Origin of the sequence: Shewanella indica (assembly GCF_033842865.1) — a bacterium.
GTDB lineage: Bacteria > Pseudomonadota > Gammaproteobacteria > Enterobacterales > Shewanellaceae > Shewanella > Shewanella indica.
In genome coordinates this window covers 1871077-1887798 of sequence record NZ_JAWXXR010000001.1, presented here as the reverse complement: position 1 = coordinate 1887798, position 16722 = coordinate 1871077, and the positions used below count along the sequence as shown (strand labels likewise).

At 51.7% G+C, this 16722-nt stretch carries 14 protein-coding genes; 4 read left to right on the top strand and 10 right to left on the bottom strand.

Annotated features, from left to right (window positions below):
- Positions 1 to 49 precede the first annotated feature (49 nt).
- The 5 genes from ilvA to ilvC all read right to left on the bottom strand — a co-directional run bounded on the left by ilvA (position 50) and on the right by ilvC (position 7322).
- Complete coding sequence (gene ilvA / locus SIL79_RS08760; RefSeq protein ID WP_144361409.1) at positions 50 to 1603, bottom strand: threonine ammonia-lyase, biosynthetic; 1554 nt, start codon at positions 1601 to 1603, stop codon at positions 50 to 52.
- Position 1604: 1 nt separating this feature from the next.
- A complete protein-coding gene (gene ilvD / locus SIL79_RS08755; RefSeq protein ID WP_319619156.1) occupies positions 1605 to 3461 on the bottom strand; it encodes a dihydroxy-acid dehydratase in 1857 nt (618 codons plus the stop codon).
- Between the two features lie 36 nt (positions 3462 to 3497).
- Positions 3498 to 3755 (bottom strand): acetolactate synthase 2 small subunit, encoded by a 258-nt coding sequence (gene ilvM, locus SIL79_RS08750; protein WP_025010070.1) that lies wholly within the window; start codon positions 3753 to 3755, stop codon positions 3498 to 3500.
- On the bottom strand, positions 3752 to 5428 hold the full coding sequence (ilvG, locus tag SIL79_RS08745; protein WP_162206616.1) for an acetolactate synthase 2 catalytic subunit: 1677 nt from the start codon (positions 5426 to 5428) through the stop codon (positions 3752 to 3754). The genes ilvM and ilvG overlap by 4 nt, the downstream gene beginning before the upstream one ends.
- Positions 5429 to 5840: 412 nt before the next feature.
- Complete coding sequence (gene ilvC, locus SIL79_RS08740; protein ID WP_071476404.1) at positions 5841 to 7322, bottom strand: ketol-acid reductoisomerase; 1482 nt, start codon at positions 7320 to 7322, stop codon at positions 5841 to 5843.
- A gap of 148 nt (positions 7323 to 7470) precedes the next feature.
- On the opposite strand from ilvC, the gene ilvY reads away from it, so the two are divergent.
- Positions 7471 to 8343: an HTH-type transcriptional activator IlvY gene (gene ilvY / locus SIL79_RS08735; RefSeq protein ID WP_025010072.1), complete on the top strand. Its 873-nt coding sequence runs from the start codon at positions 7471 to 7473 to the stop codon at positions 8341 to 8343.
- 103 nt (positions 8344 to 8446) lie between these two features.
- On the opposite strand, the gene SIL79_RS08730 is transcribed toward ilvY, so the two are convergent.
- Positions 8447 to 9778: a hemolysin family protein gene (locus tag SIL79_RS08730; RefSeq protein ID WP_039035770.1), complete on the bottom strand. Its 1332-nt coding sequence runs from the start codon at positions 9776 to 9778 to the stop codon at positions 8447 to 8449.
- Positions 9779 to 9953: 175 nt separating this feature from the next.
- Between SIL79_RS08730 and SIL79_RS08725 the strand changes: the two genes are divergently transcribed.
- Positions 9954 to 10757 (top strand): substrate-binding periplasmic protein, encoded by an 804-nt coding sequence (locus SIL79_RS08725; RefSeq protein ID WP_319619155.1) that lies wholly within the window; start codon positions 9954 to 9956, stop codon positions 10755 to 10757.
- A gap of 8 nt (positions 10758 to 10765) precedes the next feature.
- Here SIL79_RS08725 and SIL79_RS08720 read toward each other — a convergent pair whose 3' ends face one another.
- The 4 genes from SIL79_RS08720 to SIL79_RS08705 form a co-directional block, all read right to left on the bottom strand.
- On the bottom strand, positions 10766 to 12556 hold the full coding sequence (locus SIL79_RS08720; RefSeq protein ID WP_319619154.1) for a sensor domain-containing diguanylate cyclase: 1791 nt from the start codon (positions 12554 to 12556) through the stop codon (positions 10766 to 10768).
- Positions 12553 to 13641 carry an ABC transporter substrate-binding protein gene (locus SIL79_RS08715; protein WP_319619153.1) on the bottom strand — a complete coding sequence of 363 codons (1089 nt, stop codon included), beginning with the start codon at positions 13639 to 13641 and terminating at the stop codon, positions 12553 to 12555. Before SIL79_RS08715 ends, SIL79_RS08720 begins: the two co-directional genes overlap by 4 nt.
- Positions 13642 to 13708: 67 nt before the next feature.
- Positions 13709 to 13957 (bottom strand): hypothetical protein, encoded by a 249-nt coding sequence (locus SIL79_RS08710; RefSeq protein ID WP_039035769.1) that lies wholly within the window; start codon positions 13955 to 13957, stop codon positions 13709 to 13711.
- Positions 13958 to 14159: 202 nt separating this feature from the next.
- The gene (locus SIL79_RS08705; RefSeq protein ID WP_319619152.1) at positions 14160 to 14978 is read right to left on the bottom strand and encodes an EAL domain-containing protein; all 819 of its coding nucleotides are present in this window, start codon (positions 14976 to 14978) and stop codon (positions 14160 to 14162) included.
- A gap of 310 nt (positions 14979 to 15288) precedes the next feature.
- Here SIL79_RS08705 and SIL79_RS08700 point away from each other — a divergent pair, with 310 nt between their 5' ends.
- Positions 15289 to 16110, top strand: a complete 822-nt coding sequence (locus SIL79_RS08700) for a winged helix-turn-helix domain-containing protein (protein ID WP_071476401.1) — start codon at positions 15289 to 15291, stop codon at positions 16108 to 16110.
- The gene (locus SIL79_RS08695; protein ID WP_039035767.1) at positions 16098 to 16598 is read left to right on the top strand and encodes a hypothetical protein; all 501 of its coding nucleotides are present in this window, start codon (positions 16098 to 16100) and stop codon (positions 16596 to 16598) included. The genes SIL79_RS08700 and SIL79_RS08695 overlap by 13 nt, the downstream gene beginning before the upstream one ends.
- Positions 16599 to 16722: the final 124 nt, after the last annotated feature.

The window sequence follows — 16722 nt, the reverse complement described above, 5'->3', positions numbered from 1 at the left end:
ACTGCCCCTGCTTTTGGCGAAGACAGTCGACCTTAATCCTTTCAGGATCTCACTGGCCTGGGCGCGCCAGAAACAGCCGGTAAGCGGGGTTATCCGTTTCGTCCTGACAGACAAACCCCAACTCATCCAGAAACTGATCAAAGGCGGCTTCATCGGCCTTGGGCACTTCAAAGCCGGCCAGCACCCGCCCAAAGGCGGCGCCATGGTTGCGATAGTGAAACAAACTGATGTTCCACTTACTCTTTAATGTCGTGAGAAACTGCAGCAAGGCTCCGGGATGCTCCGGGAATTCAAAGCTGAGCAGTTTTTCTTCCAAAGGCTCGGGTGGCAAGCCGCCCACCATATAACGCACATGCAGTTTGGCCGCCTCATCGGCAGATAGATCCTGCACCGCAAAACCGGCACTCTCCAGAGATGAGATAATCGCCTGCAGCTCGCTGACACCTTCGCTAAGACGGATCCCGGCAAAGACCACGGCGCGATCGCGCCCGCTGAAACGATAGTTGAACTCTGTCATCACCCGCCGCTCCAGCAGTTCACAAAAATGCAGGAAGGAACCCGGCCTTTCCGGAATGGTCACTGCCAGTACCGCCTCTTTATGCTCGCCCAGCTCGCAGCGCTCGGACACATATCTCAGGCTGTGAAAATTGACATTGGCTCCGCTGAGAATCGCCGCCAGTTTCTCGCCCTTGCCCTTGTCACCGACATACTTTTTCAGCCCGGCCAGCGACAAAGCACCGGCAGGTTCGGCAATGGCGCGGGTATCCTCAAAGATATCCTTGACCGCGGCGCAGATTTCATCCGAGCTGACAGTCACCACCTCATCGACATATTCCCGCGCCAATCGAAAAGGCTCCTGACCTATACGCTTAACCGCCACCCCATCGGCAAACAAACCCACCTGCTCCAGCGTCACAGGTTCATCCGCTTCCAGCGCTGCCTTGAGACAGGCGGCATCTTCCGGCTCGACGCCGATGATCTTCACCTCGGGCATCACTGCTTTGTAGTAGGCGGCAATGCCGGCGATTAAGCCACCGCCACCCACTGGCACAAACACCACTTCAAGATCTCTTTGCTGCTGCAGCATCTCCTGGGCAACCGTGCCCTGCCCGGCGATCACCGCCTCATCATCGAAGGGGGGAATAAACACCCGCCCCTCATCCTGGGCCAGCGACATGGCATACTGATTGGCCTGATCGAACGACTGCCCATGAAGCACCACATTGCCGCCGAGGCGGCGCACCGCATCTATCTTGATGTCCGGAGTGGTGGTTGGCATCACTATCACGGCGTCGACCCCGCGACTCGAAGCCGACATGGCCACACCCTGGGCATGATTACCGGCCGAGGCACATACTACTCCGTTTTCGCACTCAGCGGGGCTCAAGGCGGCGATGCGGTTATAGGCGCCGCGCAGCTTGAACGAGTGTACCGGTTGCATATCCTCGCGTTTGAGAAACACCTGGCAGCCCAAACGGGCCGACAACTTGTTCAGACTCGACAGCGGGGTAACCCGCGCCACATCATAGACATGGGACAAGAGGATCTTCTGCAGATAATAGTTGGCCAGCGACAGCTGACTCTTGGATGCCAGCGCCAACATACTAGCCCTCCAACTTAGTGCGATCGCGCACGGCGCCCTTGTCGGCACTGGTGGCCAACATGGCATAAGCCTTAAGCGCCAGCGACACAGGGCGTACCCGCGCCAACGGCTTCCAGGCCAAAGGCCCCTTGGCCTGCATCGCCTCACGGCGCCGGGCAAGCTCTGCATCACTCAGCTTAAGCGTGATGCTGCGGGCCGGGATATCGATTTCAATGGCATCGCCATTTTCAATCAAGGCGATAGTGCCCCCTGAGGCGGCTTCCGGTGACACATGGCCTATGGACAGCCCAGAGGTACCGCCGGAGAAGCGGCCATCTGTGATTAAGGCGCAGGCCTTGCCCAAACCGCGGGACTTGAGGTAACTGGTGGGATAAAGCATCTCCTGCATGCCAGGGCCACCTTTGGGGCCTTCGTAGCGAATAACCACCACATCCCCGGCGACCACTTCACCGCCGAGGATCCCGGCAACGGCCTCGTCCTGGCTCTCATATACCCTGGCCACGCCCTTGAACCTCAGGTTGGATTCATCCACCCCGGCGGTTTTCACTATGCAGCCATGCTCGGCCAGATTACCGGACAGTACCGCCAAGCCCCCTTCCTGACTGAAAGCAAACTCGCGGCTGCGGATACAACCTTCACGGCGATCTGTATCCAGTGATGGCCAGCGGCAATCCTGGCTGAAGGCCTGGGTAGTAGGGATCCCCGCGGGGCCGGCGCGGAAGAAGTCTTTTACTTTCGCAGACTCGGTGCGCATCACATCATAATTGGCCAACACAGACTCAAGCGAGCCATCATCGGACGCCACATGATTAACATCCGTGTGCAATAAACCGGCGCGTTCCAGCTCACCCAAGATCCCCATTACGCCACCGGCTCTGTGGACATCTTCCATATGGTATTTAGGGGTCGAAGGTGCCACCTTGCAAAGGTGCGGCACCTTGCGGCTGAGGCGGTCGATATCTGTCATGGTGAAATCCACTTCGGCTTCCTGAGCCGCAGCCAACAGGTGCAGCACAGTGTTGGAAGAACCGCCCATGGCGATATCCAAGGTCATGGCATTCTCGAACGCCTTGAAGTTGGCAATATTGCGCGGCAATACCGAGGCATCATCATCCAAGTAGTAACGCTTGGCCAGCGCCATCACTCTTCTGCCCGCCTCCAAAAACAGTTCGCGCCGGTCGCTGTGGGTCGCCAACATGGAGCCGTTGCCCGGCAGCGACAGCCCCAACGCCTCGGTCAGGCAGTTCATCGAGTTAGCGGTAAACATGCCGGAGCAACTGCCACAGGTTGGGCAGGCGCTGCGTTCGATTTTCTCGCTGTCGGCATCGGATACCCTGTCATCGGCCGCCGCCACCATCGCATCCACCAGATCCAGCTTGATAAGCTTATCGGACAGTTGGGTCTTGCCCGCTTCCATAGGCCCGCCGGAGACAAATACCACAGGGATATTGAGCCGCAGCGCCGCCATCAACATGCCGGGGGTGATCTTGTCGCAGTTGGAGATACACACCAGAGCATCGGCGCAGTGAGCATTGACCATATACTCGACGCTGTCGGCAATCAGTTCACGGGAAGGCAGGGAATAGAGCATGCCGCCATGACCCATGGCGATGCCGTCATCGACCGCTATGGTGTTGAACTCTTTGGCGATGCCACCGGCCTCTTCGATGGCCGATGCCACCAGAGAGCCCATGTCTTTCAGGTGTACATGACCGGGAACAAACTGAGTGAAGGAATTGGCAATGGCGATAATGGGCTTACCGAAGTCGCCTTCCTTGACCCCTGTGGCACGCCAAAGGGCTCGGGCTCCGGCCATGTTGCGGCCTTCGGTACTGGTTGCTGATCTGAGTTTGGGCATTGCTCAATTCCTTACGCTTATTCTGATGATTCTTGGTTAGCCGTTGACGGTACGGGAGAGGCTGCTTGCGGGCCGCACAGTGCAGCGGGCCACGTCTACCAGCTTAGTCAACTGACGACTCAGCAGCTCTATGGCTCTGTCACTGTCGACCGCCATTGCCAGCTGCAGGCGCTGATCCTCGGCCAGTGTCATATGCATATCGCGGACGGTAAAGCCGCGGTGACGGGTTACCCGCAATACACGTTCCAGCACTTCGGGGCGTTGTTCCAGGGTCAATTCCAGATTATGGATCATGATCGCTTCTCCGTTTGTTCCATCATTTCACAGTTGGAGGCGCCGGGGGGAACCAGCGGCCAGACATTAAAGGCATCGTCTATGGCGACGTGCAGCAGGAAGGGGCCTTTGGCACTGAGCATCTCATCCAGTGCCTGCTCAACCTCATCGGCCGAGTAGATGGTGCGTCCGGGGATATCGAAGGAGGACGCCAGGGTAACAAAATCGGGGTTATCGGACAGGTCGGTTTCGCTGTATCTCTCTTCAAAAAACAGCTGTTGCCACTGTTTCACCATGCCCAACTTCTGGTTATCTATCAAAAGTATCTTCACCGGCAGTTTACGACGCTTGATGGTGGTCAGCTCCTGCACATTCATCATGAAAGAACCATCGCCGGAAACCGTGACCACAGTGGCATCCGGCCTTGCCATCTGCGCGCCTATGGCCGCCGGCAAGCCAAAGCCCATGGTGCCAAGCCCGGCACTGGAAAGATGATCTTCCGGGCGGCGAAAGTGCATATGCTGGGCAACCCACATCTGGTGCTGGCCGACATCACAGCTCACCACAGAGTCACTCGGCAGCTTGTTGGCCAGACGGCGCAACATGGCTGGCGCATAGATGAGTGAGCCTGGGTGGGCGTAATCCCACTGGTGCAGCGTCCGCAGGTGCTCGACTTCCGCCTGCCAGGGTGCTATCTGCAGCGCTTGCGGCGCCAGTTGCGTCAATATGCTTCTTAAGTCCCCATCCATGGCCACATCCGGCTGGCGCAGTTTGCCAAGTTCGGCGGCATCGATATCCAGGTGGATCACCTTGGCCTTGCTGGCAAAGCTCTCCAACCTACCCGTGACCCTGTCATCGAAACGGGCACCGATCACCAGCAGCAGATCGCACTGCTGCACCGCCAGATTGGCGGCCTTGTTGCCGTGCATCCCCAGCATGCCCAGGTAACCTTGAGTGCCGTGGGCTATGGCGCCCAGCCCCTTAAGCGTTGCCACCGAAGGAATACCGCTGCGCTGAATAAAGGCCCGCAGCGGCTCTACTGCGCCCGCCATACCGACGCCGCCACCGACGTACAACATGGGTTGGCGCGCAGCCGCCAGCAAGGCGTTGGCTTCTGCCAAAGCCGCCTGGTCCAGCTCAGGCTCATCGGGCACCGCCTGCAGCGGCGCCTTGTATTCCACTTGAGCAAGCTGGATGTCTTTGGGGATATCCACCAACACAGGACCGGGACGGCCGGAGGCGGCGATTTCGAAGGCGCGGTACAGGGTAGCAACCAGTTCCTCGGCGCGGGTCACCATAAAACTGTGTTTGGTACATGACAGGCTCATGCCCAGCACGTCCATCTCCTGAAAGGCATCTGTGCCTATCACAGAGGTGGAAACCTGGCCCGTGATGGCCACCAGCGGCACTGAGTCCAGCAGCGCATCGGCCAAGGCGGTGATCAGATTGGTCGCCCCCGGGCCCGAGGTAGCCAGGCAGACGCCCGTCTTGCCGCTTGAGCGGGCATAACCGACGGCGGCGAAGGCGGCGCCCTGTTCATGACGGGAGAGCAGATGTTCGATCTGGCTGTCGTAGAGAGCATCGTAGATAGGCATGATGGCTCCGCCGGGATAACCAAAAACCGTGTTCACCCCATGGGCGGCCAATACCTTGATAACTGCTTCACTGCCGCTGATCTTCTGCCCTTGTTCCATCTTGTTATCTCGCCTATTTTTGCTGCTGTTTAAGTTTTCAATGGCCCTGAAACGACAAACCCCCCGGTCCTTTCGGAGCGGGGGGTTTGTTTGCAATTTCTGACCCTATCTGGTCTGTCGTCGCGCCACGAGCCGCCCCCGCTGTGATGGAATAATCACGACGGTAATAATCACGAGGAGGAGCTTGGCGCTTAAGTTAAACATTTCTCAGACAGTTTCCTGTATTCAATTTATCTGCTTGGCGAGCCCTTTGGCGGCGCACTTATTAACCATTACCATAAAGTGTTTTCAGAACACAACAAAAAAATTCACAACCTGAAAATCTTCCAACTTGGCCTGGCTATGGCACCCTCGCCAATGGCTCGCCTAAACAGCTTGATTGCCGCCGGCGGCAATCAAGCTGACGTTTACGTCAATCTTGCAGGTTTATCCTTTTCATTTCAGTCATGTAACCGCGAAGTTCGGCACCGACATACTCGACGGCCGTATGGCGAATCGCTTCGTTGACCTCGATCAGACGCAGATTATCGACCCCATTGCCCGAATCCTTGAGACCGGCGCCCAGGACCTCGGGAGAGAGGGCGTTGACATAGTCACGCAGCAGCGGCACGGCGGCATGGTTAAACAGGTAACAGCCATATTCGGCGGTATCCGAGATCACTACGTTCATCTCATAGAGGCGTTTACGGGCTATGGTGTTGGCAATCAGCGGCGTCTCATGCAGCGACTCGTAATAGGCCGACTCTTCGATGATCCCGGCATCCACCATGGTATCGAACGCCAGTTCCACCCCGGCCTTGATCATGGCCACCAGCAAGATCCCCTTGTCGAAATAGGTCTGCTCATCTATCTGCTCGGCGCAGGTCGGCGCCTTTTCAAAACCTGTGTTATTGGTCTCTTCACGCCAGCGCAGCAAATTGGCGTCGTCATTGGCCCAATCGGCCATCATGGTGGCGGAAAACTCGCCGCTGATGATGTCGTCCATATGTTTTTCAAACAGCGGGGTCAGCAACACCTTAAGCTCTTCGGCAATTTCAAACGCCTTGATCTTGGCCGGGTTGGACAGGCGATCCATCATATTGGTGATACCGCCATGCTTGAGCGCCTCTGTGATGGTTTCCCAGCCCTGCTGGATAAGCTTGGCGGCATAACCCGGCTCAACGCCATCGGCCACCATCTTGTCGTAACCCAAAATCGCCCCTGTCTGCAGCATGCCGCAGAGAATGGTCTGCTCGCCCATCAGATCAGACTTCACCTCGGCGATAAACGAGGAGTGCAGCACGCCGGCACGATCGCCGCCGGTAGCACTGGCATAGGCCTTGGCGATCTCCAGACCGTCGCCATTGGGATCGTTCTCAGGATGCACGGCGATCAGTGTCGGTACCCCAAAGCCACGCTTGTATTCCTCACGCACTTCGGTACCTGGGCACTTGGGCGCCACCATGATGACAGTGATGTCCGGCCGCACCTGCATCCCCTCTTCCACTATGTTGAAACCGTGGGAATAGGACAGGGTCGCACCTTGTTTCATCAAGGGCATTACCGCATTGACCACAGGAGTGTGCTGCTTGTCCGGTGTCAGGTTCAGTACCAGATCGGCTGTGGGGATCAGCTCTTCGAAGGTGCCCACCTTGAAACCGTTTTCGGTGGCCCGCTGCCAGGAAGCACGTTTCTCGGCTATGGCTTCACTGCGCAGGGCATAGGCGATGTTCAGCCCTGAGTCACGCATGTTCAACCCCTGATTGAGCCCCTGGGCACCACAGCCAAGGATGACAATATTCCAGTCCTTGATATAGTCACAGCCGTTTTCAAACTCGCTGCGCTCCATAAAACGGCACTGGCTCAGCTGTGCCAATTGCTGCCGCAGATTCAGGGTATTGAAGTAATTTGCCATCTTAGCCACCTGTTTAACCAAATTCCTGGGACCAAGCCGAAACGGCTCAGTGATGCAAATCACTATAGCCCATGGTTTAAATTGCTTGAAATGATATATTCGGCATGTCATGTTGCACAAAACGCAACAACAAAAGAGGCAAAACGGCATGGATATTCGGGCGATAAAACTCTATCTGGATCTCTGCGACACCCTGCATTTTTCCCGCACCGCCACCCGGATGCATGTCAGCCCTTCAACCTTAAGCCGCACCCTGCAAAGGCTGGAAGATGAAGTGGGCAGCAAGCTGCTGGAGCGGGACAACCGCAGCGTCACCCTGACCCACGCTGGCGAAGCCTTTCGCCGCTTCGCCAGCCAGACATTGACTCAGTGGCAGGAACTGCGCCGCGAGCTGGATCCGCAGCAAAAGCTGCTGAGGGGCACGCTGCAACTCTATTGCTCGGTCACGGCAGCCTATAGCCACCTGCCGGCCCTATTGGATAAGTTTCGCCGCCAGCAGCCCCTGGTCGACATCAAACTCACCACGGGTGATGCCGCCGATGCGGTACAGGAAATTCAGCAGCAGAGGGCGGATATCGCCATCGCCGCTCTGCCGCAGGACTTTCCGCCGAGTCTGCACTTTGCCCCCATAGGAGAGGTGCCACTGTCGATTATCGCGCCCACCATCAACTGTCAGTTGCAGTCGCTGCTGGCGCAAAATCCTATTCCCTGGGAGCAACTGCCCTTTATCGTGCCCGACCACGGCCCCGGGCGTTTACGGGCCGAGCGCTGGTTCAAGGCGATGGGGATCAAAGCCAATATCTATGCCCAGGTATCGGGCCACGAGGCGATAGTGCCCATGGTGGCTCTGGGCTGCGGTGTCAGCATCACTCCGGATGTAGTGGTAGCCAACAGTCCACTGGGCGAGAGGATAAAAACCCTGGCCTCACCGGCCGAGATAGCCCCTTTTGAGCTGGGGTGCTGCTGCAAGGCCAAGCGGCGCCAGGATCCCTTGGTAAGTGCGTTTCTGGAAGTGATTTAGCTAAGGCTTGGAAAGTCGGGCGGGCTTTACCACTTATAACTGAGCCCTATGCAAAATGCTTAACTCAGTCGATGGTCTTTATGCCACGCCCTTCGAGCTTACCTTAAATATCGAGTGACTCTTCATCCTTGGGCAGTTGATCTTCCTGAGGCAAGAGGCGGGTGACCAGCAACTGGTCAACCTTGTAGGCATCTATATCCACCACCTCAAACTTATAACCTGCGTAGTTAACCGAGTCGGTACGCTTGGGGATCTTGCGTAACGTATACATCATAAAACCGGCTATGGTTTCATAGTTTTGGTTTTGCGGAAACTCCTCAATACCAAAGGCACGCATCACGTCGGTTATCGGCGTCACCCCGTCCACCAGCCAGGAATTGGCGTCACGGGGCACTATCTGTTCTTCACTTTCATGCAGCGACCAGGCGCCCATTACCGCACTTTGCAGATCGTCAGTGGTCACAATCCCCACCACCAAAGCGTATTCATTCATCACCACCGCAAAGTCGGCCCTGTGATGACGGAAATATTCCATGGCCTCCGACAGACTCAGGGTGTCGGGAATAATCAGGCAGTTGCGCACTAACGAGGTATCTTTCAAATCTATCTTGCGGCCGTTGATCACCCGCAGCAGCAGTTCCTTGGCGTCCACCACACCTTTGATATTGTCCAGCTGACCATCACACACCAAAAACTTGTTGTGCGGATCCTCGGCGATTTTTTTCTTGATAGCGTCTTCATCATCCTGCAACAGGAAATACACCAGGCTCTCACGGGCGGTCATCGCCGAGGTGACGCTGACAGATTGCATCTCAAATACATTCTCGATCATCTGCTGCTCGCCCTTATCCAGCACACCGGCCTCGGCACCGGCATCCATAATGGCGTAGATATCATCAGGGGTGATTTCATCATTGCGGGCAGTAGGTATCTGCAGCAGTTTGAAGATACCGTTGGCCATGCCATTGAATACCCATACAAAGGGGCGCAGCAAGGCAATACAGATAAGCATGGGGTTTACCAAGTTAACGGCCACTTTCTCCGGTAAGGCCATGGCAACCCGTTTGGGCATCAGGTCGGCGATCAGAATAAACAGACTGGTCACCAATACGAAAGACAACACAAAGCTTACCTGTCCTACCCAGGGCGGCGGAACCACATGGGCCAAAGCTGCCGCAAAATAAGGGGTAAAAGCAGACTCACCGACTATACCACCCATGATGGCAACGGCATTGAGACCAATCTGCACTACGGTGAAAAAACTGCCCGGAGTGGTTTGCAGCGCCAACACTTTTTCGGCGCGCAAATCTCCCTCATCGGCCATCTGTCGCAAACGGATTTTACGGGAAGCGGCCAGGGCAATTTCAGACATGGAAAAAAAGCAGCTGGTTCCGATCAGGCAAAAGATAATCACCAAATTATCGAATAAACTCATACAACACCTTAGGTTAGTTACAAAGCGCTTCTATGCCGTGCCCTTATATCCAGGCCTGAATGTGGAGTGACTGGGAGGTCTAAAGGCGAACTGGTTACCGGTACGGGTACTAAACTGGCGAATTGAGTGGCTTTGCTATACTCCAAGAAACCCATTGCAGGCTTCTTCTACCGGAATGAAGTTCACATTATATCCGTTTGCCGCATTTTTGACAGTGATGCTTATCTCACCGGTCTCCAACGCAAAAGATGAGCTTAACGGCATACCATTAAAAATATGTGTCGAAGAGTCCGAATTTCCACCCTTCAATTACTTTTCCAGAATAGATGGCCGTAAGTCCCATAACAGTGACGGCTATGATATTCAGCTGCTTTATCGACTGTTTACGCCACCGCGTTGGCAGTTACACATCATCGCCCTTCCCTGGCCAAGGTGCATGTTGGAAGTGGAATTGGGCAAGATAGATGCCGCCATGAGCGCCTCAGCCAACCCAGAGCGACGGCGTAAGTTCCTGCTATCGCGCTCCTATTACCACCTCACCCCTGGGGTGGTGTTTCTCAAACAGCGCTTCCCAAAGGGTCTAAAATTCAACTCGCTGACGGAGCTAACGCGGATAGGCACAGTTTGTGGCATTCGCGGCTTCAATTACCATCACTTCGGTTGGAACAACTCTCTGCCACTGTCTTTGAGCAAAGATCTGCCGTTGATCCCCGAGTTACTGCAACGGGGCAGATGTGACTTCTTTCTGGCACGGCTGGAGGTTTTCAGCGGCACCTTAAAGCTGATGAAGCGCAATCCCCAGGACTTTGGGTTAGCAACGCAAGCGGTTCCCCACACCCGGCCAGAACCCTTCTATATGCTGGTATCCAGACAAAGCCCACACAAGATGGCACTGCTTGAAGAGTTCAATAGCGGCGTCACCCTACTGGAAAAAAGCGGCGAGTTGCAACTGTTACTGCAAGCCTTCACAGACCACTGAATTCCAGGCTATTGCGCAATACACCAATTATTACGTCCTTGATGTTTAGCCTGATAGAGCGCCTTGTCTGCCAGCCGAATAACCTCACTCAAATCCCGTGTATTCGGGGTCAGGAGTGCCAATCCAAGACTGATAGTGACTATACCTGCGGGTGCTGAGCCATGAGTAATTTGCAATTCCCGAACCTGAGTCAACAAGGTTTCGGCAACACCCTCAGCTTGCCTGCGGTCGACTCCCGGCAACACCAAGGCAAATTCTTCGCCGCCGACTCTGGCCAGCAAGGCGCGTTCAGGAAGAGCTTTACGCATGGCCTGCGCCAAACGCTGCAATACCCGGTCACCGGCCGGATGGCCAAAACAATCGTTAAAAGCTTTAAAGTGATCGACATCCAGCATTATCAAGGCGCCCCCCTCTTCCGAAGCCAGCAAGCACGCCAGAGATTCGGTAAAGGGACGTCGGTTGGCCAATCCAGTTAGCTCATCTGTTTCCGAAAGCTGTTTAAGTTTGTGATTCAGCCCCAACAGCTCACGTTGCAGCCCCAACATCTGTAAATCCCTGCGCTCCCTGACCAGGAGCTCGTTGAGCGCAGCGGCAAACTGAGTCAACATGGCACGGCGGGATTGAGGCCAAAGTTTTGGAGATTGACTATTGCTTAGCGACAAAATCCCCAGCAAGTCTTGCCCATCTGTGATGGCAAACAGCGCCAGGGAACGTAACTGCAACTGTTTGAGTAACCTATATTCGGCGCTATCGTCAGATTGTAGATTTTCCACATCCTCCACGATAATCATATGTCTGGTGTTGAGTTGCTCAGCAAAGCGATTCAACTCACTGATATCTATGTAACTTGAAGAATGAGGCTTCCCCCGACGACTCCAGACGCTACGATAACAGAGTTGTTGTTCTTTGATCTCCAGCAAGGTAACCCGCTCGACGGCAAACAACTCGGCAATCTGACGACCTACATCGGCCAAAGCCTGATCGACATCCCCTGGCTGTACCTTCAGAAACTGCAATGATAGATCCGCCAATAACTCATTGGCTCTGGCCTGCCAAGCCAGTTCTTTATGGCTAAATTCCACCTGCTCGGACAATTGCCTTTGCCCTCGAGTCAAATGCCTCTGCTGCCAGCGTTTGCGAGCAAAGTCGGTTCTAATACGTCGGTACATCTGCTCTATGGCGCGGGCCACGCTGCCAATTTCATCTTGATTTGCCGCCCCTACCTCATTAGGTAAGGGCACTTTTCGCGGTTGTCCCAAATCGATACGATTGACGTATGCGGCCAGCGCCGCCAATCTTCCGGTAACCAGACTGCGCACCAGAGTCAGAATCACGTAGATCATCAGCAGGGTTTTCAAGCCATTACCCACGACTATCAGGATCATCTGCCGCCACAACTCATAATAGAGCTGGTTGCGGCTGCGTTGAACCTTAAGCTCACCTATCTGTTGCTGACGGTAGATTATTGGAAACAAAAAGGTTTCATTATCCTGGGCCTGATTATTTCCCACTTGCAGGGTAATCCCATCGACACTGGACAAAGACGCGCCGGAGACATAAGGCTGCATGCCTATGCCAATCAGTATATCCCGCAGCAACTTATGGTCCACATCCCAAATGGCCTGTGCAATACCGGGCAGATTGGCTTCGACATATTCATTTAGCCTACGATTACCGCCCTCAACACCATCCTGATAGTTCCAGAACAACTGGGCCACCATGGTCATCAAGGCAAAGAATGAACTGACACCTATGATAACCAAGGTCATCTTGTGACTGATGACAGAACTTTGCTTCAATGCGTTACTTCCGATGTCTGTTGGTACCAAGCGAGCAGTGCCCGCCAGTTTCGTTGCTCTAGCAGATTGAAAGGTTCTGTGCCCGGAACCAACAGCCTGAACATTGAGGAGACCTCCTCATTCCAAGGCTTAGCCTCACTGTCGTCGCGAATGCGCCTGAGCGCCTCGGCTCCTGCCAGCAAATGACCGCCGCCCAGGACACTGACTCGCCCCTGGCTACGCCAATCAAGCACCTTGGAGGAAGTATTGATACTGGCAATGAATATATCCTCTCCTGGCCTGAGTCCCTTTTCCTCCAGCGACGCAATAGCACCAAAGGCCATGTGATCATTGGCGGTCCAGATCCCTTTCAGCTCCGGGTAACGTTTCAGCAGAATTTCTGTTTGCGTCTTGGCTCTTTGCTCTTGCCAATGACCGTAGACGACTTGTAATGGCTCTACCCCTCTTTCTCTGAAGCCATTTATTGCCCCTTGAGTCCGGGCTATAGATGCTGGCGTTCCCTTATCGCCGGAAATCAGCAGCACTTGTTGCGTCCCTGGCCCCACCTGCTGCAACAAGGCCTGCGCAGTAAGAAAGCCTATCCGTTCATTGTCAGGGATCAAAGGCGGCAACAGATGCTGTCGCCAGTAAGGCTGTTGTTGCAACAAATGACGCACCTCGGGAGCCACATCATTGAGCAACAAAAGAGTCTTAACAGGCAAACCTTCAAAGGCAGCCAACATTTTTACGGCAACATTTTTTTCATTAACCAAAATAATGTATTGAGGTAACTGTTTACGGGTAGCCAATTCTTGTGCCAAAGCTATCATCCGAAAATGATCCCTATTGGCATGCAATATTTCCAACTCAATATTTAGCTCGGTAGCTGCTGTCAACATAAGGCTGTCTATATCGCCCCAGAAACTTTCCTGAGCAGAACCTGGATTAATAAAGCTCACCCGTATCGGATGAGATTGAGCCAAAGGCTTGGCAGGATAAACCAGAAAAACAGTTAGCCAAGGTAGGATAAACAAAAGAAGTTTACGTCGTGGTATGAAGCTATCTCCCCACGACGTATTAAGTAGATTCAACAGCAAGGTATCCATCCCCCAGGCAAACAACACATCTCGTATACCGGGGAATTAAAACACAAATGAGCTACTTTTGTGGAGATTAATTAACCTGTGGCAAACTTTCCAAAGGCTGATAACCCATTTCATTGAGTTGATCATTAACGCAAGTCAGCAGATACTCCTGACGCTCTTCGACTGGAACCGCGTCTTCATCAGCCATCTGCAAACAGGCTTGCAGCAGTTGTTGAACGTCGGTTTCACTGGCTTGAGGCAATGCTTTTTCTTCATCGACAGCCAAAACAGCACCACTGAGTAACATACCGGCCAACAGTAAAGTTAAGCTTTTCATCTGGTTTCCTTGTGTGAGTAAAGTGTCGTTTCGCGGAACGGCACAGAGAAGTCTCACACAATCTATCAGTAGATTTTACATTCAGATAACGAGAAATTTTTGCCGTGACAGTGACCTTTTTTATCCAATCGACAACCAGGAAAGATGAAAACAAGCCCCTGAAGGACTTATTCGCACTTTTCCCTAAGTCTTCTATCTCTAGTCATCGCAATAAAGCATGTGTCTTTAGACGTATTGGAAGGAGCTCAGTTGGTACTGAAAAGAAGTATCCCTGTAAACCGTCATAAGGCACAAACTCCATCGCCAAAAACTGGTCCAAGCTCTCGACCTTTTCAACAATCACTTTCAGTAAGGCTTTATCCTTCAACTGATAGACATGCTCAATAAAATCGGCTCTTATCTTCTCAGAGCACTCAAAACCATTAGGCAAGATCAATTTAATATAATCAACACAGCCAGTACCTATCCAACCCTGTCTTAGATCTCCTTCAGGCTCAAAATCATCCAAAGCTATTTTTAGTCCTCTATCATGCAGCTTTGCCACACTAATAAAAGCCGGGTGAGCGCAATCCGAATTCAAACGTTCAGTTATCTCAATAACCAATTCAATATCCTGTTGCTTCAATGTATCATTTAGCCAAACCAGTTCAGCTTCCAATGCCATTATCACCCTGGCTTCAACATTAATAAACAAACGTTTTATTTTACGCCCTGTCAAAGCCAATACATCAAGATTCCTATAATCAATCACAGCTAACTGGTGCAACTGCTCCAATGATAAACTTAATAGCTCTTTACACTTTAAATTTTGATAAAAAAATTCAACATTCTTGTGCTGCATTCCTGGCCTAAATAAAACTTCATATGCAACACTCTTTATACATCCATTAACCTCTCTGGCAACTATTTCTTGTAAATGAGCCTGTGTCAAAGGTTTACAATCCGCTTGAAAGAGAGATTCTTCTTTAGAAAAACCGTTATGACTCACATGGATATTGCTGCTTCTCTGCTGCATTAACATACACCCTCCTTAGACAACAGGAATCAACTCCCACAAACAAGATGACACCCTGTAAGATCAATAACATTAGCCCGGTAATCAGGAGGCTCTCACCAAAGCCATTGTTTATACAGTTATAAAATCTAATAAATAAACCAAAATGGACAAGGACACAGAAACCAATAATTGTCACAACAAAACAACAGGTTGCAACATTAACATTTCGTTGATTAACAAATTATAAACTGAAACGCTGGATTTTTTATCACTTATTATTAGAATGAAAACATGTAGGCGGCTAGGTTGAAGCCAAAAATCAGTAGGATCCAAGATGGACACCACCAAAGGAAGGGAACACATCACTGTTCGCCAAAACAACGGCAATCCAACCATAAGCACAAACACCAGAAGATATAAGTGTTCGACTCCGGAGTTTTATATATTAAAAGAAATGTATAACAACAAAGGGCAAGCTGTAAGCAGAGATAAATTATTATCAGTGGGCTGGTATGGTAGAGTCGTATCTCCGAACTCTATTCCAGTGGCCATCGCCAATCTAAGGCGTGTATTCAGAGAAATACTAGGCAATGAGTTAATCTTCACAGTCAAAGGGGTTGGATATGGCTTAGACATAATGCAAGATCATCTAACAATAGACTTCATATTAGACAATCAAGAAAATTCCATCTTTGAGAAAGAACAAAAAGTCAAAAGCAATAAATTGACAACAAACCCAAAAGAAAACCAACCTTCTTCAATCAAGATAATTTCAATAATAACAATATCAATTGCACTATTCCTCCTACCATTCACTATAAAAATATCAGTTACAGAAAACCTCCCTAAAGTAGACATTTACACTGATGGAAAAACAAAAATAATAACCCTAACAGAAATAAAAAACATGGATGATCAAAAAGAAATAAAATCACTCATTCACAAGCTTAATTATAAGTTACTTGGAACTATTGATTTTCACGATCTCAAGTCGGAAATAAACGATGATAAAGATACAATAATTCTCAGTTATGGAACAGGAGTTTTTTCAATTGACTGCATTAACAAGTCAAACAATAAAGTCAGAACTTATGTCAGCCACAAGGAAGCTTCCATATACAATAAAATCAAGGATGGAACAGCATGTCAAAGCTAGAAAGAATGGTGCCATTTATTATTCCACTCGCATTTTTGCTGGCTTCTATCATAGTCAACTTAATTTATGACTATCACGATGTTCAAGATATTGATGGCATGTACCGAGTGATAAAAAATGTTGAAGGGCCTGATAATCAGATAAGGCGCGTTAGCTTTTCCCTTTATATCGACATGGAGTCAGAAAGCTTCTGGGGTTGGTTACAACTTGGTGATAACAAAGATAAATTTGAGGGTAAGATACTCTTTTCCGGCAAAATCTCCAGGCTGGCATTACATGATAATTCTGTGCAAGTCGAACAAGTTAAAGTCTACCCTGTCTCAACCTATTCCCTGGAAGCCTTGTTTGACAATCCCGCGCTGTCACTATTAAAGCTGTTGCTGGCAACTGATTATAAAGTGGTATGGCACTATACCTTGGTCGACAGCGTATTTTGTTTCTCCAACGAAGCAGATGACAGCCTCAGATGTATGCAGAAAGTCATCTAATCTCAAAATTGTTAGTGATGCAGACCATTCCCGCGTACTGGCAACCTCTTTCGATAAGGACAAAACCGCTATTCCCTCAAGCCACTGTAAATCCAGGCAACTGCTACACTCTACAGAATAGGGA